This window comes from Brevibacterium sp. NPDC049920 (genome assembly GCF_040656435.1).
Taxonomy (GTDB): Bacteria; Actinomycetota; Actinomycetes; order Actinomycetales; family Brevibacteriaceae; genus Brevibacterium; species Brevibacterium pityocampae.
Map to the genome: position 1 here is coordinate 315,408 of NZ_JBFAMF010000001.1, position 17,257 is coordinate 332,664.

A 17,257-nucleotide genomic window follows, 5' to 3' on the forward strand; every position below is an offset into this window, starting at 1 on the left:
GGCCACGCACCGCTCCGCATGCGAGCCCCGGTCGACGCGACGGCCGAGTCTCCTCCGCCGACCCGAGCTCCTCGGGTCCCGTCCCCCGGCGCCTCACCTCCCCGGACGGTTCCCCGGATCCGCACCTCCCGGCGGCGGGTCGCGCTCGGCCGCCGCAGCGCTGACCTCCCACTGGAGCAGCACACCGGTGGCGGGCACGAGCTGCCCGGTCATCTCCCGGTGCACGGCGTCCGAGCGGAGGAACGGGTCGACGATGTCGTCGGCGGCGGGATCGCCGGCGGCGCGGCTGCGACGGCGCCCGGCCAGCACGACGGAGGACCGCCACCGGGCATCGGCGGACGCGCCCCGTTCCGCCGGCACCTGGGGCAGGATGCGCGCGAACTCCCGCAGGGTGAAGGTCCGGTGCAGAGCCTGCGGCACGATCTCCACCACTGCCGCCCGGTAGCTCCGGTCCATCGCGAGGATGAGGTCCGCGCTGCGGATCTGCTCGGCACTGAGCCGGCGCGCGCGGAACTCGGTGAGCGACACCCCGAGCCGGCGCGCGATCTCGATCACCTGGGGGGTCGCCCGGTCCCCGGCCCGGGCGTGGGTGCCGGCGCTGCGGACGGCGAACCGGCACAGCGCGATGTCGTCGAACCCCGACTGCAGGATCGCCGCGGCCAGCGGCGAGCGGCAGATGTTTCCGGTGCACACCGCGAGGATCTCGAACGCCTCCTCCTCGACCATCCACGACGCGTGCCCTCGTCAACGAGGGCGCAGGCGTGCGCGATGAGCCTGTGGGCCGCGTCCTCGCGGTGCCCGGCGAAGGTGCTGTGCCAGAGGGAGAGTGCGGGGTCGGCATCTTCGCAAGCGCGCATCATCTGCACGTGGAGGGCCGCGCGTTCTCCGGCGGACATCGCCCCGTGGATGCTCGAGCGGATGCGCGGGTCACGGATCCGCAGGTGGGATCCGACCCGACTGACGAGGTCGCGGGCCTCGAGCTCGGCGAGTTCCTCCCCCATGGTCGCATAGCCGGCGAGCAGGGGCAGGAACGACGAGCGCGGAGCGACGGCGAGGGTGCGGAGAATCGTCAGCGCCTCCTCGGACAGCCCGTGCAGCTTTGCCGACGCGAACGCATCCATCGCCTCGGTGGAGCGCAGCGGGTGCGGCAGCGAAGCCCGCCCGATGCGCTGGCGCTCGCCGAGCGTGCCGATCACCTGCTCGAGCGTGAGCAGGTGGCCGACGGCACCGGCTGCGACGAGCCGGGCCGCCGCCGGGTCGAGACCCGGGCTGATCTCGAACGCCGCACGCATGCTCTCGGCCGGATCGAGCCGTTGGAGATCGATGGTCGTCGTGCCGCCGAACGGCCCGTCCGGGTCCAGTGCGGCCACGCTCACCGCGAAGCGCACGCGCCCACCGGTGAGCCGGCGCAGGACGAAACCCAGGAAGGACTGCGTCAGCGGGTCGAGGACATCGGGGTCGTCGAGGTCGAGGTCCTCGATCCGGGCGGCGAGCGTCCCGTCGCCGACCACCCGCAGGGCGGCGGCGAGGATCGCGATCCCCGAGCCCGGCAGCGGCTGCTCCGCGGCGTTGACCGGCACGGTGACGACACGCATCCCGCTCTCCTCCGCGGCGGTGCGCAGCACCGTCGATTTCCCGGCCCCCGATTCTCCCTGCACGACGACGTTCTCGCGGGCACCCAGGAGGGGACGAGCTGGTCGATGTCGGTGCGGCGGCTGAGCACGGTGATCACTGATCCTTCGTGCAGGAGGATCCTGCACCTCAGGTGTACGTCGCGACCGGGAGGGCCTCAACAGTGCGGATCATGGAGCATGAGGGTCGGTGATCCGGTGCTGCCCGTCATCCTGACCGGCCTCCGGCGCCAGGAGCGCCCGTGCGCCGGCGTCCATGCGATCCTGCCCTGGACCCCCACCGGCCGATGGAACGGGGCACGCTGTTCGATTCCCCGGGCCGGGATACGGCGCCGGGTGAGGTCCTCCTGCGGGGAGCCGCACACCGCGGCCCGCGGAGATCGGCGGTCGCCGGGGCGGCTTGCCCGCCGTCCCGGCGGGTCCCCACTTGGTCCGATCATTGGTCCGAGGGGTCAGCGGCCCCGGACAGCCGTGAGGCCCCGGATCCACAGGACCCGGGGCCTCACATTCCATCATTCGAGAATTCATCCCGCTATATGGGCAACGCGGTAGCGGTGGGATTTGAACCCACGGTACGGGGTTACCGTACACAACATTTCGAGTGTTGCACCTTCGGCCGCTCGGACACGCTACCGCCGGATACTCTACCCGGACGGCCCGCTCGGTCCAAAATCGCGCCTCCGACCGACCCCGGTGCCCGCGGCCGCATGGGCGCGGGTCACCGCGGAGCGGTCGGCCCGCGGCGCGTCACCGGCGGGCGGCGAAGAAGTCGCTGAGTCGATCCGTGCACTCTGCGGCGAGCACCCCGGAGTAGACCTCGGGCCGGTGCAGCGACCCGCGGTCGCGGGGCAGGTCCCACACCGAGCCGCAGGCTCCTGCCTTGTCGTCGAAGGCCCCGAACACGATCCGGGAGACGCGCGCGGCGATCGCCGCTCCGGCGCACATCGCGCACGGCTCGAGCGTGACGACGAGCGTCGCACCGGCGAGCCGCCATGCGCCGTGCGCCCGCCCGGCGGCGCGCAGCGCGACGACCTCGGCATGCGCGGTCGGGTCGTGGTCGAGCTCGCGGCGGTTGAACCCGACGCCGAGGATCTCGCCGTCCGCTCCTGCGACGACCGCTCCGACGGGCACATCGTCGCCCGCGGATGCCGCAGAGGCCTGGGTGAGCGCGATGCGCATCCAGGCCTCGTGCTCGGGCAGGTGCTTCAGCGCGCCGCCTCGAGTCGATCGGCGAACCCGGCCTCCTCGCCGACGTGCGCGACGACGCGGGCGGGGTCCGAGGCGTGCGTCCGGGACTGCTCGACGAGCTCCTCGGCAGGCACCCCGAGGTCGGCGAAGATGTCGGCGTCACCGCTCCATTCGGCGTCGTCCTCGAGATCGAGCATCGGCACCTCCTCCACCTCGTCCTCTGCGGCGTCGTCGTCGCCATCGGCCTCCTCGCCGTCCGCGGGGTAGGCGTCCTCGTCGGCCTCGTACTCGTCGTCCTGGGAGTCGAGGTAGTCGACGAACAGCTCCGCGAAGGGGCTGTCGGCCACCGCGTGGACATCGGACAGGAAGACCTTGACCTCGTCGGCGGCGGTGAGCCGGACGAGCGCGAACCACTCGTCCTCGTGCTCGATCACGGCGACGGCCTCGCCATCGCCCTCGCCGCCGTTGCGCATCGTCTCGAGCAGGTCGTCGAGGTCCGCGGCGTCGCGGACGTCGTAGTCGAGCGCACGGTATTCGTCGTCGGACTGCGCCAGTACTGCGGTGAAGTAAGACATGGCCCTATTCTGTCCCCTGCCGCCCCGGTTGCACCACTGCGACGCGGAGGAGCGGACCCTATGACGCCGCCTCGACGACCGCCGCACACCTCGGCGGCGATTCCGGTAGATTCTGGAGCATGCATCTTCACGTGGCTGACCATCCGCTGATCGCTCATAAGCTCACCGTCCTGCGCGACGAGCGCACCGATTCTGCACGCTTCCGACTGCTCACCGATGAGCTCGTCATGCTGCTCGCATACGAGGCCACGCGCGGCATCCGCGTCGAGGACAAGGCCGTGAGCACCCCGGTGGGCCCGATGACCGGGACAGCGCTGTCGAATCCGCGGCCGGTCGTGGTGCCGATCCTGCGCGCCGGGCTCGGCATGCTCGAGGGCCTGCTGCGAATGCTCCCCACCGCGGAGGTCGGCTTCCTCGGCATGGTGCGCGACGACGAGACCTTCGAGGTCACCGCCTACGCCGAGCGCCTGCCGTCCGACCTGTCGGGCCGGCAGATCTTCATCATCGACCCGATGCTCGCCACCGGCGGCACGCTCGCGATGGCCATCGACTACCTGCTCGCCCGCGGGGTCTCCGAGGTCACCGCGATCTGCCTGGTCAGCGCCCCTGAGGGCGTCGCACACATCGAGCACACCTACGCCGGTCGCGCCGACGTCACGATCCACACCGCCGCGCTCGACGAGAAGCTCAACGAGACCGGCTACATCGTCCCGGGACTCGGCGACGCGGGCGACCGCATGTACGGCGTCGTCTGACCCGCGGCGCGGACCGACCCAGCTCCACCAGCGGCGTTCCCCGCTGTCATATTGCGTCTTATTCGAGCGCTTCGGCACCCTCATGCTTGCCGTTCGCGTCGAGCATGAAGAATAATGACGAGCATGCTCAGTTCCTTCCCGGTGCCGCTCCGCCGCACCGCAGACGCCCGGCGCCGATGTCCGCGCCCCCGGTGTGCACAGCTCATGCTGTGCGTTCGCGACTGACCCCGACACTGCCGCACGGTCGCGAACGGTCACCGATGAGCGGCACCCGCGAGGTCCGGCACTCCCGCCTCGCACGCGAACATCGCGCCGACAGAAGGAACCGCACACCATGTCCGTCCCCCAGCCTCAGCAGCGCCCGGTCCACCCACGCAGCGCCGCCGCCACCCGACGCCAGGGAGCCCGCTTGACTCCGGTCGACCCCCGTTCCGCTCCGCGCACCTTCGGCCCCGCAGGCGTGCGCCCCTCGCAGAAGGCCGCACGCGGCATCGTCCTCTACATCGGACTCGACGAGACGAAGGCCGCCGAGGACGGGACCAACCTCGCCGCGATCGCGCAGGCCCTGCAGGAGTACGCACGCGAGCTCGCCTCCCAGGCGGACACCCAGGCCGTCATCGCGCTCGCCCCGGACGGCCCCGGCAAGGACCTCGACGCGGTGCGGGCGGTCGCGATCGGATCGCCCGCCGCCACCGGCGACCCCGCCGGTCGCCACGGACCGGTCCGCTCCCGCATCCCCGCCCGCATGCACCCGCCCGCATCGAGCGAGGACCTCACCCCGGTCGGCGCCCCGGCCCGCCGCCTGCAGATCGACATCCCGCGCCGCGAGGTGCACGTCGACGGTGAGCTCGCCGGGCTCACCACCAAGGAGTTCGACCTCCTCGCAACGCTCGTGTCCCGCCCCGGCGAGACCCTCTCCCGCCTCGACCTCATCGTCAGCCTCTGGGGCACCGAGGACGATGCCCCCGACGAGCGGACGGTCGACGTCCACGTGCGCCGCCTGCGACGCCGGCTCGGCCCGTTCTCTGCGATCGTGCGGACGATCCGCGGCGGCGGATACCGGTTCGACGACCACCCCGACGTCACCGTCTGGCGCGCCACCGCCTCACGCTGAACCGGCACCGCCCGGGGCCGCGGCCGCACCCATCGCGCAGCCCGGCTTCCTCCAGCCTTTCGTCAGTTTCCGGGCATACACTCGGGGGCGATGTCCGCAACTCGAAACCCCTCCAAAGGGATCCTGACCTTCGTCGTCGGCGCCCTCCTCGCAGCCCTGCTCGCGATGCACGAGCTCGTGCCCACCACCCGTGGGCTCGCCCTCGTCGTCGAGTCCGCGCTGCCCTGGACCGGGCTGCTCATCGTGCTGCTCTTCATCGTGGCGCTCTTCCGCTTCTCGGTGCTGAGCATCATCGGCGTGCTGCTCCCGGCGCTCGTCTGGTTCCTCATGTTCGGCAGCTACCTGCGTCCGGCCGACACCCCGGACGACGCCGACCTCGTCGTCGCGACCCAGAACGTCGGCGCGCGGATGCCGCAGCCCACCGCGACGGCGCAGAACATCATCGACCACGACCCCGACATCGTGTCGGTCCAGGAGATCGAATCGCTGTCCGGGGAGATCATCACCGAGCAGCTCACCGAGCACTACGCGCACTCGACGGACCAGGGCACGATCGGCATCTGGTCGAAATGGCCGATGAGCGAGCCCGAGGAGATCGACCTCGGCATCCAGTGGACCCGGGCGATCGCCACGACGATCAGCACCGACCACGGCGATGTGCGCTTCTACAGCGTCCACCTGCCCTCCGTGCGCCCTGGCCAGGAATCGCTGCGCAACAACGCGCTGTCCAAGCTCTCCGACGCGATCGAGGCCGACGGAGCCGAGCACATCATCGTCGCCGGCGACTTCAACTCCGGCAGCGCGGACCGCTACTTCGAGCGCCTCGACGACGAGCTCACCGACACCCGCGAGGCCGTGGGCGGGGGCTTCGGCTTCACCTGGCCCTCGATCTTCCCCGTCGTGCGCCTCGACCACGTCATGGTGCGCGGCCTCGAGCCGGTCGGCGACTCCGTGCTCGACCGCGGCACGAGCGACCACCGCGCGGTCATCGGCTACCTCGACTACCCCTGATCGGCCACCCGACCCCGGGGTGCGACGGACCGGCGCGGCCGCGGCCCGAGCACCGGCCCGGGCTCTCAGCCGGCCGGCGGGGACTGCACCGCGCAGCTGCGGGTGTCGACCGGACGGGTCCGCTCCTGCGCATCGCGCAGCACGCCGTCGATCTCGTCGAGCGTGAGCGCATAGCCGGTCTCCGGGTCCGTGGCGGACTTCGCGAACACCATCCCCACGACCCGACCCTGGGAGTCGAGCATCGGTCCGCCGGAGTTTCCCGGCCGGATGATCCCGCGCATCGAGTAGACCTCGCGAACCACCGTGTCGTCGTTGTAGATGTCGAGGCCGCGCGCATCGAGCCGGTCGCGCACGCGGGTGGGTGAGATCGTGTACGGCCCGTTCTCGGGGAAGCCGACGACCACGGAGTCGGCGCCGACGGTGAGCGTGCTGCCGAACTCGAGCTCCGGCGCGGCGAGCTCCGGCACCCGCAGGACCGCGACGTCGAGCGCCGGATCGAACGCCACGACGTCCCCGGAGTACGGGTGTCCGGTGCCGCCCACCTGCACGCTCAGCGCCTGCGCACCGGCGACCACGTGGGCGTTGGTCGCGACGAGCCCGGAGGAGTACACCCAGCCGGTGCCCTCCTGGAGCGTGCCGCACTCGGTGACGGTGGTGACGATCTTGACCACGGAGTCGTCGACGTCTCGGCCGACGGCGACCATCGCCTCGTTCGGCTCCCCGACCCCCCGGATCTGCTCCGGCTGGCCCTGGAACACCTGCGGGAAGCCGGTGTCGGCGAGAGCGGTGCCGATCTCGCCGAGCGCCTCGGTCGAGGTGATGGGCGCATAGCGGTCGAGCGCGGCGATGATCGCGGACTCCGCAGCCCACCGGTTGGGGGTGAGGAGCGGGGTGGTGGCGATCCAGCCTGCCGCGAGCCACACGATGAGGGTGAAGGCGACGAGCCCGGAGGCGCCGCCGCCGAGCGCATCGACCCCGCGCCCCCAGCGGCTGGGGATCCGGTCGCGCAGGGAGGCGCCGACGAATCCGCCGACACCGGAGAGCACGACGCCGAGCACGAGCGGGAGCGCCACCGTCAGGCCGGGCTCCGCGGACGCGTCGAGCACGCCGGCCCCGGTGAGGAGGTCGGCCGCCCAGGGCCCGAGGAAGCGACCGGCGACGAGTCCGACGACGAACCCCGCCACCGCTCCGCCGCCGGCGAGGAAGCCCTGCTGCCAGCCGAGGAGCGCGGCGAGCAGGGCGAGGGCGAGCAGGGCGAGGTCGACCGGGGTCATCAGGCCCTGCCGGGCCGGTGGGAGCGGTGGTTGACCGCGCCCATGAGAGCACTGCGCTCCATGGTGAACTGCTCGAGCAGGTAGAGCTCGACCTTGCGCTCGGTCTCCCCGCCGACGCCGGCGAGCACCCGGGTGCGGGTGGCCGCGAGGTTGGCGGCGAGCCGGATCATCGTGCGCATGTGGTCGCGCGCGTTCGGGTACTGGCCGGCCCAGCGCTTGCCCGCCCGGCGGCCCTTCCAGGTGCCGAGCATGTCGACCTCGGAGTGGGTGAGCCAACCGGCGTTCGCGTAGTCGCCGAGCGACTGGCGGGTGTGGGTGGACTCGTTGTGGCGGAACACGAGGCCGAGCACGAACCAGCTGATCGCGATGAGGGCGGACAGCACGAACAGGATGCCGAGGGACACGAACACATGGATCGCGCCGGTCGCGACCAGCGCCGAGGTCAGGGTCGCGGTCCCGTTCCACACGGCGTGGAGCACCATGCCGGCGATGAGACCGGGCAGCCACATGATCGCGGTGAGCCACCAGGCGCCGCGGCGGGCTGCGAAGCCGATCGACACGCCGGCGCAGGCGACGAACGTGGAGTGGAGCAGCGGGCTCATGAGGCAGCGGACGATGAAGGTCTGCCACAGCCCCGCATCCGCGTTCTCGACGTAGGCGCTGCCGAGGTAGAGGATGTTCTCCGTGAAGGCGAACCCGGCGCCGATGAGGCTGCCGTAGACCCAGCCGTCGAGCGGCCCCTCGAAGTGTTTGCGGGCGGCCAGCACGATGACGACGAGCAGGACGCCCTTGGTGATCTCCTCGATCACCGGTGCCATGACGACCGCGCCGAATATGTCGCCCGAGGCGTCGAGGCCGACGATGGAGAGCGCGACGAGGCCGAACCAGCTGGCGATGAGGGTCATGATGACCGAGGCCACGGCGCCCCACAGCAGGCACACGAGCAGGAGGAGCTTGGGCTGGGGCTTCCAGCGGTCGAACCACAGCACCATGAGGATGATGAGGACGAGCGGGATCGCGGACAGCCCGATGACGAGCAGGCCGGCGCCGTCGAAGGAGAAGGCGCCGAAGATGAGGATGGCGAGCATACCGAGCAGGAGGATCGCGCCGACGATCGAGGCCGCCACGATGCGGGCGATGTTCGCCCCGGCGGTCGGGTCCTCCTGCGGGAGCCGACGGGCGGCCTGAGCAGCCCACGGGGCGTCGACCGGGGCCCCGGAGCGCTGCTGCACCTGGTGCCGGATCCGCATCTCCTGGGTGACCGTGGGTGAGAACCGCGGCTGGGCGTAGACGCGCTGGGCCGGCTGCTGCGCACCGTGCTGAGGGGCCGGCCGGTACGGACCGCCGGGCTGCTGGGCCTGCGGGTGCGGCGCGCCGTGGGGCACGGGGCCGGAGCCGTACTGCCCGGGCTGCCGGGGGCCGCCCGGGCGGCCGTGCGGAGGCATCCCCTGCGGCAGGGGACCCTGTGGTCCGCGGTGCTGGGGCGCAGCACCCTGCGGCGGCATGCCGGGGTGCGCCGGCGCTCCCTGCGGCCCGCTCGAGTGCCCGCCGGGGGCGGGGCGGGCGTGCTCGTCATGGGGATGGTGGCTCATACCTGCCTCGATCGTCTGCGGCGGCCGGGACGCGCCCGGTGTCTGTGCTCGGATCCAGCATAGGCACTGGCGCGGACGCGCGTGCACCGAACGCGGTGTCGGTTGTGCAACACCGCGGTGCGAGCTCGTCGCACGGGAGACCCGAGTGGGTGCTCGGCACCGTCCTCGGTCCAGCATCCGAGCGACGGGCGAGCGACCGGACGGACGAGGGGCCGGACACCGGTCGTCCGGTGTCCGGCCCCTCGGCGGCGTCGTCTGCCGCGAGTGCGCACGGTGTCAGACCGCGGGCTCGTCCTTGATGAGCTGGAGCGTCCGCGCGGTGTACTCGGAGAGCTCGGTGAGCAGCGTCTCGTCCTCGTGGAGCTTGCGCCCCAGTGAGGGGACCATGGCCTTGAGCTTCGGCTCCCAGCCCGTGTACTGCTGGGGGAAGCAGGTGGCGAGCAGGTTGAGCATGATCGGCGCGGCCGTCGAGGCTCCGGGCGAGGCGCCCAGCAGCGCTGCGATCGAGCCGTCGGCGGCGGAGATGAGCTCGGTGCCGAAGCCCAGCACGCCACCCTTCTTGCTGTCGCGCTTCATCACCTGCACGCGCTGGCCGGCGGTGATGAACTCCCAGTCGCCCGGGTCGACCTCGGGGGTGAACTCGGCGAGCATTTCGTAGCGATCCTTCTTCGAGGAGGCGAGCTCGCCGACGAGGTACTTCACCAGGTCGAAGTTGTCCTTCGCGACGTTGAGCATGACCGGCAGGTTGTTCCCGCGCACGGAGAACGGCAGGTCGGTGATGCGGCCCGACTTGAGGAACTTCGGGGAGAACCCGGCGTAGGGCCCGAACATGAGGTAGCGCTTGCCGCCCACCACGCGGGTGTCGAGGTGCGGCACCGACATCGGGGGTGCGCCGAAGGCGGCCTGGCCGTAGACCTTGGCGTGGTGGCGCTCGACGAGCTCGGGGCGGGAGGTGCGGAGGAACAGCCCGGAGACCGGGAAGCCGCCGTAGCCGCGGCCTTCCGCGATGCCGGACTTCTGCAGCAGGTGGAGGGCACCTCCGCCGCCGCCGATGAACACGAAGCGGGCGTTGACGTCGAACGCGTCGGCGGCTGTGGAATCCTTCACCGACACGCGCCAGCCGTCGGCGGTGCGGTTGAGGTCGGTGACGGCGTGCCCGGTGCGGATCTGCGTGCCCTTGGTGCCCATGTGGGTGAGGAGCTGCCGGGTGAGCGAACCGAAGTCGACGTCGGTGCCGGTCCGGAACCGGGACACGCCGTTGACCTGGCCGGGGCCGCGGTTCTCGAACATCAGCGGCAGCCAGTCCGCCTGCGTCGCCGGGTCGTCGGTGTACTCCATGTCCGCGAACAGCGGGTTGCGGACCATGGTCTCGTACCGCTTGCGGATGTAGTCGCGGCCCTTCTCCCCCCGGCCGTAGCTCATGTGGGGCACCTGGTTGATGAAGGTCGACGGGTCGGTGATGACGCCCTCGTCGATGAGGTAGGACCAGAACTGGCGCGAGACGTGGAACTGCTCGTTGATGTTGATGGCCTTGGTGATGTCGACGTCACCGTTGGCATCCGCCGGGGAGTAGTTGAGCTCGCACAGGGCGGCGTGCCCGGTGCCCGCGTTGTTCCACGGATCCGAGCTCTCGCGCGCGACGTAGTCGAGTCGCTCGTAGACGCGGATGTCCCATTCCGGCTGGAGCTCGGTGAGCATGGCGCCCAGGGTGGCGCTCATGATCCCGCCGCCGATGAGGACGACATCGACGCTTTCCTTGGTGTACGTCATAGTTACCTCGGCTCAGTTCGCACTCGGCGCACCCCTTGCCGGCACGCCCGATTCCATTACCCGACTCTACTCCGCTCGCGCGGCCTGACCGAACTCGGGTCCGCCCTGCGCACAGGCCCCGGGGCCCGCCTTCCGGGGGCGTCCGGGCGTCCCCTCCGATGCGCGTTCGGCTGTGGAACATCGCCGGCACCGATGCGGTCGCCGAGCTGGGGACAGCGGCTCCCCGTCCACAGGCCGAGCGGGGCCCTGTCGCCGGGGCACCCGGTCGAGGTGCGATGGCGCCATGACCCGATACCCCGCTCCCGACCTGCCCACTCCCGCTGCTCGGCGCCCCGTGCGCGCGCTCGCCCCCTCCCCTCCGCGACGTCCCGCTCGGGCGATGCGGCGGGTCCATGCACTCGTGTCCGCCGCCCTCCTCGCCCTGCTCCTCACCACCGGGCCCGCTCTCTCCCCGGATCATCCCCCGGCTGCCAGCGCCGCCGGGCTCGGACCCGCGACCGAGGCGGACTCCGCACGCGCACTCGGGTCCACCGCTCCCGAGGTCCTGGGACCGGGGCGCTGGCATCGCACCAAGGAGGGGCGCACCTGGTACGGGGCGTACCGCTCCCTCGAGGACGGCTTCGCCTACTGCGTCGACGCCGGGCGGGCCACCCCGCTCCCGCGCTTCTTCTCCGAGTCCACCGGCCGGGCCATCACGAGCCCGCGCACGGCCTGGGCGCTGCACACCCACTCCGGCTCGGAGCGGCGCGATGTGCAGTCGGCGCTCTCCGCACTCGCCAAGCTCGATGAGCAGGTGCCGCACCGGCACGTCATCGCTCCCGAGCTGCCTGCCGATCTGGGTCCCGGGTTCCGCGGGGCGGCCGCCGAATTCACCGCGATCTCCGAGGATGCCGAGCGATTCGCCGGCCCGTACACGCTCCACCTGGACATCGCGGAGTTCGCTCCGGGAGCGCACTCGACGACGGTGCGCATCCGGCTCGTGTCCGCGGCCGGGGAGCCCGTCCCCGGCATCCCCGTCGATCTCGAGGCGAGCGGAGGACTGCTCAGGGAGACATCCGTGACCACGGCCGCCGAGCCCGTCGAGGTGGCCCTCCGGGCGATCCCCCGGCTCGAGGCCTACGAGCAAGCGCCGACGCAGGGAGCTGCCGGGCCCGGCGAGCATCCGGCCGATGACGATTCGACCGTCGAGGAGGCGATCGTGCCCGGGGACGGAACGCTCACGGAGGTGAACGTGACCGCCCGGGCGCACGACGTGCCGCCGACCTCGGTCCGGTTCCACGAGGCACAGGGCCAGGGTGCCACCCGGGTGCAGAACGTCATCACCGCTGGTGCCCCGGATGAGATCATCACCGAGCGATCCCGCACCGCCCGTTCCGAGCCCGCGCCGTCACCGGCACCGCCGACCCACCCGGCCCCGTCATCTCCGGCCCCGACGCCTTCAGCCCCGTCGTCCCCGACCCCGACGCCGGTGCCGACGCCCGAGCCGTCGGAGCCTGAGCCCGCACCCTCGGAGTCGACTCCCGCGGCTCCTGAGCCGGAGCCCGCACCCTCGGAGACACCTGCGCCGACAGCCACCGCACCGGAGCACGAACCTGCACCCTCTGCGGAACCCGACCACGAGCCGACACCGCCGGCGGAGCCGGGCGCGACCCCGAGCACGCCGGCACCGGGTGCGCCGGCACCCGGTGCTCCCGAGACCCGTTCGTCTGCTCCCGCGGAACCGGCCGGCGGACCGGCACCCGAAGCTCCTGCGGAGCCGGAGCCCGCTCAGGCCGACGAACTGCCGCGGACCGGACCGACCTCGGGCTCCCGGGCCCTCCTGGGGCTCTCCCTCGTTCTCATCGGCACCGGAGCCGGAGCGCTCGTCCTCGGCGGCCGGGCCCGGCGGAAGTGACGCCGGACCGCTCGGACAGCAGTCCGTGCAATGGCGCAGCCGCCTCCCGGACACACCAGCGGCGCCCCGGCTGTTCGCCGGGGCGCCGCGGTTCGGAGCTCATCGCAGGAGCAGCACAGGGTGCGCCGTCGGCTCCCGCTCCAGCTCGGGCCTCTTCGTCAGCCGCCGGAGACGGCCGCCGCGAGGCGGTTGAGGGTGTCTTCGAGCTGCTGCTCGGACACGAGCGGCAGGCCGATCTTCTGCGCGGTCTGCGCGTCGACCTTGTCCCAGGAGTAGGTGTGCACGACCCGGGTGGCGTCTGCGCCCTCCGGCTCGAGCTCCCACACCCATTCCCAGCCGGGCGGCTCCGTGCCCGCGGGCGCGGTCTGCCAGGCGAGGAGCTTGCCGTCGTCGTAGCCGGTGACATGGTTGTCGGTCTGGTACTCCCCGCCCATGTGCTCACCGTCCATGTTCATCGTGAAGACCTGTCCGGTTCCGGTGATCCGGTCCGTCTTCGAGTCCGACACGATGAAACCGGAGCCGTCGAGCTCGTGGTGGCGTTCGGGGTTGGACAGCACCTCGAAGATGTCCTTGGCGGGTGCGTCGATGGTGCGCGACACGGTGATGCTGGTCTGATCCGTCATCATGACCTCTCTTTCCTCGTCGTTCGCTGTCCTTCGACGCTATCGGTCCTGCCTGCCGGCGGCAAAGCTCTGGGCGTAATTCACATACCAGTCCAAGATTTCTGGGTCGGCGGCCGTGCCGCGGTTGATCGTGTCCGGGGAGGCGCCCTGGAAGATCTTCTTGATCGGCACTTCCATGAGCTTGCCCGTCCGGGTGGTCGGCACGGCCGGCGCGGCGATGATCTCGTCGGGCACGTAGCGCGGGGACACGTCGGTCCGGATCCGCTGCACGATCCTCTCCCGCAGCGCGTCGTCGACCTCGACGCCGGGTTTCGGCACGACGAACAGCGGCATGTAGTAGTCGCCGCCGGACAGCTCCGCGCCGATCACCATCGAGGACTGCACGCCCTCGACGCCGTCGACGGCCTGGCAGATGTCGGCGGAGCCCATGCGGATGCCGCCGCGGTTGATCGTCGAGTCCGAGCGCCCGTGGATGACGTACTGCCCACCGGGGCGCTTCGTCACCCAGTCCCCGTGGCGCCACACGCCGGGGTAGGCGTCGAAGTACGCGGACTCGTAGCGGCTGCCGTCCGGATCGTTCCAGAACTTCACCGGCATCGACGGCATCGGCTTCGTCACCACGAACTCCCCGACCTCGTCGACCACCGGGCGGCCCTGCTCGTCGAAGGAGTCCGCGGCGACCGCGAGGTAGGCGCCCTGGAGCTCGCCGCGCACGATCGGGTCGTAGGGGTTGGACCCGATGAAGCCCGTGGCGATGTCGGTGCCGCCGGAATCGGAGCCGCAGTGGATGTCGGGACTCACGTGCGCGTACACCCATTCCCAGGTGGAATCCGGCAGCGGGGACCCGGTCGAGAGGATCGAGCGGAGAGCGGACAGGTTGTAGCGGGCCGCCGGGGACACCCCCGACTTCTCGATCATCGTGAGGATCGCCGCCCCGGTGCCGAAGTTCGTCACCTTCTCCTGCTCGATGATCTCGAACTGCTTGTCGGCGACCCCGGCGACGGGCGAGCCGTCGTAGGTGACGATCGTCGCGCCGACGAGCATGCTGTTGACAAGGAGGTTCCACACCACCCACGTCGTGGCGACGGCCGAATAGTGCCGGCCGCCCTCGAGCGCCTCCTGCTGGAGGGTGTTGGCCTTGAGCGCCTCGAGGGTGACGCCGCCGTGTCCGTGGACGATCCCCTTGGGCTTCCCGGTGGTGCCCGAGGAGTAGAGGACCCACAGTGGGTGGGAGAACTCGACGGGTTCGAACACCGGCTCCTGGGAGACGGCGACGATCTGCGAGTAGAGGGTCGTCGACTCCCGCGCCGCAGCGGTCTGCTCGGCGCGCTCCCCGGCCCCCGGGAACTGGTCGACGAGCACGTGCTCGCGCACCGTGGGGAGGGCTGCGAGCAGGTCTCCGACGGTGCCGGTGGGGTCCTGTTCGCGCCCGTTGAACAGGTAGCCGTCCACGGTGAGCAGCACGGACGGCTCGATCTGGGCGAAGCGGTCGGCGATGCCCTTGACCCCGAAGTCCGGGCTCACCACCGACCACACCGCACCGACAGCGGCACAGGCCAGCAGCGCCTCGACCGCCTCCGGGATGTTCGGGAGCACCGCGCACACGGTGTCGCCCGGCTCCACCCCGTGCTCCCGGAGCCAGGCCGCGAGCGCTCCCACGCGTCCGCGGAGCTCTCGCCAGGTGATCGAATCGCGGCGCTCGTCCTCGTGCAGGCCGACGATCGCCTCGGCGTCCGGGCGGGTGTCGGCGTGGCGCAGGATGTTCTCCGCGTAGTTGCAGGTCGCACCCTCGAACCAGCGCACCCGCGGCATGGTGTCGCCGGTGAGGACGGGTCCGTCACCGCGGTCGCCGACGACGTCGAAGTACGTCCACATGGTCTCCCAGAAGTCCTCGATGTTCTCCACCGACCAGTCGAGGAGCTCCTGGTACCCGGAGGTGGACACCCCGTGCTCGCGGGCGAGCCAGCGCTGGTAGTCGGCGAGCGCGCTCGATTCGACGCGGTCGCGCGGAGGGGTCCAGAGAACGGTGCGTTCGGGGGTGCGTTCGGTCATGCGGGTCCTTCACATCGGTGGGAAGTCAGCTGTCGACCCCACCAGTTCTACCAGTACCGGAGCCGCCTGCGCCGATCCGCCCGTCTGCGCCCACGAACCGAGCACCGCCGCCCAAGGCCACCCCCTGCCGCGCTTCGCCGTCCCATCCCCCGCCGCGAGCGCGCCTCAGCCGCCGGTGAGCCGGGCCCACACGGTGACGTCGAAGCCGCGGTGCGCGGCGATCCCGGCCATGTGGCGCACCGCGTTGTCGAGCTTGCCGCGCCAGGCGTCGACCGCGGCAGCCGCATCGCCGACCTCGAGGGCGCGGAGGATCCGGCGGTCGTCGAACAGGATGCGGTCGGTGGCCGGGGTGTAGTCGAGGAGGAGCACGGAGATGTACATCCGCAGGCGCCGGGTGAGGGATTCGAAGGTCCGCGCCGTCTGCGTCAGGCCCGAGGCACGCGCGAGCTCCTGCTGGAAGCGCAGGTCCGCGTCGTCGACGTCGGTGCCGCGCCGCAGCGCCGCAACGGCCTCGACCCGCCGCAGCGCCTGCCGGACGGGCACGAGGTGCCGGCGCGGGCGGGCTGCGAGCCCGCGCAGCAGCACGGAGCCGAGCACGAGTCGGGCGGCGTAGAGATCGATGACGTCATCGGCGGTGACGGCCGGAATCCGCACGCCGCCGCGCGAGCCGTCGAGGAGCTCCTCGTCGATCATCCGACGCACCGCGGCCTCGACCGCCGCCTGCGGCAGTCCGAGCCGGGAGGCGAGGGTGCGCGGGCGGATCCGGTCGCCGGACCGGTAGCCGGAATCGATGATCTCCTGCCGCAGCGCGATCGCGAGCTGTTCGGTGAGCGAGAGGTTCGCTCGCGGCAGCCAGTGCGAGTCCGGCACCCACGACCCGGGGTCCGGCCCGCGGCTCGAATCAGGCCCGTTTGAGTCAGAACTCTTGGATTCCCTATGAGGCGGGCGCGGAGAACCCAGGTCGTTCCACTCGAGTCCCTCGAGTCCGCGATTGACCGTCGCCGCCAGCGCGTTGAGGAGGGACCCGGGCACCGCCTCGACCTGTCGCAGCACTGCACCGACCTCTGCGACGAACCCGTCGAGGTCAGTGCTCGCCACGCTCTCCGACCGGGCCGGCACGATTCCGCGGGGGTCGTACGCGATGATCCGGTCGACCGCCTCGGCGTCGAGCACCGACTGCACCGCCGGCGGCACGACCGGCGGCGCGGCGGTCCCGAACTGCTGCGCCCATCGACCCAGACCGGAGCTCCGCAGCGCGGCCACGAGGCCCGCACCGCGGCGGCGGAAGGCACGCTCGGAGCGGGTCCGGGCAGCGGGCCCGGACTCCCCGGGGTCCGGGAGTGCGGCGAACCCGAGCACGAGCACCGGGTAGGCGGCGGCGACGGCGACCAGGCGCAGCCGCGGCGCCAGCGGCGGGGAGGCGAGCTGGGCCATCGCGCGGGCGACGACGCTCTGGCTCAGCCCGGTGGCGGCGGCGACCGCACGGGTCGAGTAGTCGGCGGTGTCGACGCGGGCACCGGCGGTCGCGAGGACCGCGGACACCACCGCGGTCGCGGTGTCCTGGATGCGCGGCCGGCCGGTGCGCGGCCGGTCGCCGAGCCCTTCGCCGGCGGCCGCCCGCGCCGTCCACCGGCGCACCGTCGGGGCGGACACGCCGAGCGACGCCGCGACCTCCCCGGCCGGGCGCCCGGCAGCCACCTCCCGGCACGCCTCCGCCCGCACCTCGACCGGGACCCGTCTGCCGCCCATCCCCGCCCCCCGTCCGGTGCTGTCCCGCC

The 17,257-nt window shown here is 71.9% G+C and carries 14 protein-coding genes and 1 tRNA gene; 4 read left to right on the forward strand and 11 right to left on the reverse strand.

Features of this window, described 5'->3' with window-relative positions; genetic code table 11:
• Positions 1 to 93: 93 nt before the first annotated feature.
• The 5 genes from AB0I45_RS01475 to AB0I45_RS01495 form a co-directional block, all read right to left on the reverse strand.
• A complete protein-coding gene (locus tag AB0I45_RS01475) occupies positions 94 to 663 on the reverse strand; it encodes a low molecular weight phosphatase family protein (protein WP_360316418.1) in 570 nt (189 codons plus the stop codon).
• Entirely contained in the window at positions 552 to 1,658 is a 1,107-nt protein-coding gene (locus AB0I45_RS01480) for a hypothetical protein (protein WP_360316277.1), read from the reverse strand. Before AB0I45_RS01480 ends, AB0I45_RS01475 begins: the two co-directional genes overlap by 112 nt.
• A 519-nt stretch (positions 1,659 to 2,177) precedes the next feature.
• Positions 2,178 to 2,265: transfer RNA gene (locus tag AB0I45_RS01485), tRNA-Ser, on the reverse strand.
• Positions 2,266 to 2,378: 113 nt separating this feature from the next.
• A complete protein-coding gene (gene tadA, locus AB0I45_RS01490; protein WP_282599256.1) occupies positions 2,379 to 2,831 on the reverse strand; it encodes a tRNA adenosine(34) deaminase TadA in 453 nt (150 codons plus the stop codon).
• Between the two features lie 5 nt (positions 2,832 to 2,836).
• Positions 2,837 to 3,394 (reverse strand): tRNA adenosine deaminase-associated protein, encoded by a 558-nt coding sequence (locus tag AB0I45_RS01495; RefSeq protein WP_265809513.1) that lies wholly within the window; start codon positions 3,392 to 3,394, stop codon positions 2,837 to 2,839.
• 119 nt (positions 3,395 to 3,513) lie between these two features.
• Between AB0I45_RS01495 and upp the strand changes: the two genes are divergently transcribed.
• The 3 genes from upp to AB0I45_RS01510 all read left to right on the forward strand — a co-directional run bounded on the left by upp (position 3,514) and on the right by AB0I45_RS01510 (position 6,274).
• Positions 3,514 to 4,149: a uracil phosphoribosyltransferase gene (upp, locus tag AB0I45_RS01500; protein ID WP_265809514.1), complete on the forward strand. Its 636-nt coding sequence runs from the start codon at positions 3,514 to 3,516 to the stop codon at positions 4,147 to 4,149.
• Positions 4,150 to 4,558: 409 nt separating this feature from the next.
• The gene (locus AB0I45_RS01505; RefSeq protein WP_345030269.1) at positions 4,559 to 5,263 is read left to right on the forward strand and encodes a winged helix-turn-helix domain-containing protein; all 705 of its coding nucleotides are present in this window, start codon (positions 4,559 to 4,561) and stop codon (positions 5,261 to 5,263) included.
• Between the two features lie 90 nt (positions 5,264 to 5,353).
• A complete protein-coding gene (locus tag AB0I45_RS01510) occupies positions 5,354 to 6,274 on the forward strand; it encodes an endonuclease/exonuclease/phosphatase family protein (RefSeq protein ID WP_137318151.1) in 921 nt (306 codons plus the stop codon).
• Between the two features lie 65 nt (positions 6,275 to 6,339).
• Here the strand turns inward: AB0I45_RS01510 and AB0I45_RS01515 are convergent, their stop codons facing one another.
• From AB0I45_RS01515 to AB0I45_RS01525, 3 genes are all read right to left on the reverse strand, one after another.
• Positions 6,340 to 7,548 (reverse strand): MarP family serine protease, encoded by a 1,209-nt coding sequence (locus AB0I45_RS01515; protein WP_345030272.1) that lies wholly within the window; start codon positions 7,546 to 7,548, stop codon positions 6,340 to 6,342.
• Positions 7,548 to 9,140 (reverse strand): PrsW family glutamic-type intramembrane protease, encoded by a 1,593-nt coding sequence (locus AB0I45_RS01520; RefSeq protein WP_345030274.1) that lies wholly within the window; start codon positions 9,138 to 9,140, stop codon positions 7,548 to 7,550. Before AB0I45_RS01520 ends, AB0I45_RS01515 begins: the two co-directional genes overlap by 1 nt.
• Positions 9,141 to 9,416: 276 nt before the next feature.
• On the reverse strand, positions 9,417 to 10,910 hold the full coding sequence (locus AB0I45_RS01525) for a malate:quinone oxidoreductase (RefSeq protein WP_360316284.1): 1,494 nt from the start codon (positions 10,908 to 10,910) through the stop codon (positions 9,417 to 9,419).
• Between the two features lie 283 nt (positions 10,911 to 11,193).
• On the opposite strand from AB0I45_RS01525, the gene AB0I45_RS01530 reads away from it, so the two are divergent.
• The gene (locus tag AB0I45_RS01530) at positions 11,194 to 12,804 is read left to right on the forward strand and encodes an Ig-like domain-containing protein (protein WP_360316287.1); all 1,611 of its coding nucleotides are present in this window, start codon (positions 11,194 to 11,196) and stop codon (positions 12,802 to 12,804) included.
• Between the two features lie 158 nt (positions 12,805 to 12,962).
• Here the strand turns inward: AB0I45_RS01530 and AB0I45_RS01535 are convergent, their stop codons facing one another.
• From AB0I45_RS01535 to AB0I45_RS01545, 3 genes are all read right to left on the reverse strand, one after another.
• Positions 12,963 to 13,427 (reverse strand): SRPBCC family protein, encoded by a 465-nt coding sequence (locus AB0I45_RS01535; RefSeq protein WP_137318155.1) that lies wholly within the window; start codon positions 13,425 to 13,427, stop codon positions 12,963 to 12,965.
• Positions 13,428 to 13,466: 39 nt separating this feature from the next.
• Complete coding sequence (locus AB0I45_RS01540) at positions 13,467 to 15,479, reverse strand: acetoacetate--CoA ligase (RefSeq protein WP_295688925.1); 2,013 nt, start codon at positions 15,477 to 15,479, stop codon at positions 13,467 to 13,469.
• A 165-nt stretch (positions 15,480 to 15,644) separates the two neighbouring features.
• Positions 15,645 to 17,228, reverse strand: coding sequence for an FCD domain-containing protein (locus AB0I45_RS01545; RefSeq protein WP_360316292.1), 1,584 nt, complete (start codon positions 17,226 to 17,228; stop codon positions 15,645 to 15,647).
• Between the last annotated feature and the right edge of the window lie 29 nt (positions 17,229 to 17,257).

Bases quoted from the DNA above. Each gene is read 5' to 3' on its own strand.
- AB0I45_RS01530 (WP_360316287.1), top strand. From the start codon at position 11,194: ATGACCCGATACCCCGCTCCCGACCTGCCCACTCCCGCTGCTCGGCGC.
- AB0I45_RS01515 (WP_345030272.1), bottom strand. From the start codon at position 7,548: ATGACCCCGGTCGACCTCGCCCTGCTCGCCCTCGCCCTGCTCGCCGCG.
- AB0I45_RS01540 (WP_295688925.1), bottom strand. From the start codon at position 15,479: ATGACCGAACGCACCCCCGAACGCACCGTTCTCTGGACCCCTCCGCGC.
- AB0I45_RS01495 (WP_265809513.1), bottom strand. From the start codon at position 3,394: ATGTCTTACTTCACCGCAGTACTGGCGCAGTCCGACGACGAATACCGT.
- AB0I45_RS01520 (WP_345030274.1), bottom strand. From the start codon at position 9,140: ATGAGCCACCATCCCCATGACGAGCACGCCCGCCCCGCCCCCGGCGGG.
- AB0I45_RS01535 (WP_137318155.1), bottom strand. From the start codon at position 13,427: ATGACGGATCAGACCAGCATCACCGTGTCGCGCACCATCGACGCACCC.
- AB0I45_RS01545 (WP_360316292.1), bottom strand. From the start codon at position 17,228: ATGGGCGGCAGACGGGTCCCGGTCGAGGTGCGGGCGGAGGCGTGCCGG.
- AB0I45_RS01510 (WP_137318151.1), top strand. From the start codon at position 5,354: ATGTCCGCAACTCGAAACCCCTCCAAAGGGATCCTGACCTTCGTCGTC.
- upp (WP_265809514.1), top strand. From the start codon at position 3,514: ATGCATCTTCACGTGGCTGACCATCCGCTGATCGCTCATAAGCTCACC.
- AB0I45_RS01525 (WP_360316284.1), bottom strand. From the start codon at position 10,910: ATGACGTACACCAAGGAAAGCGTCGATGTCGTCCTCATCGGCGGCGGG.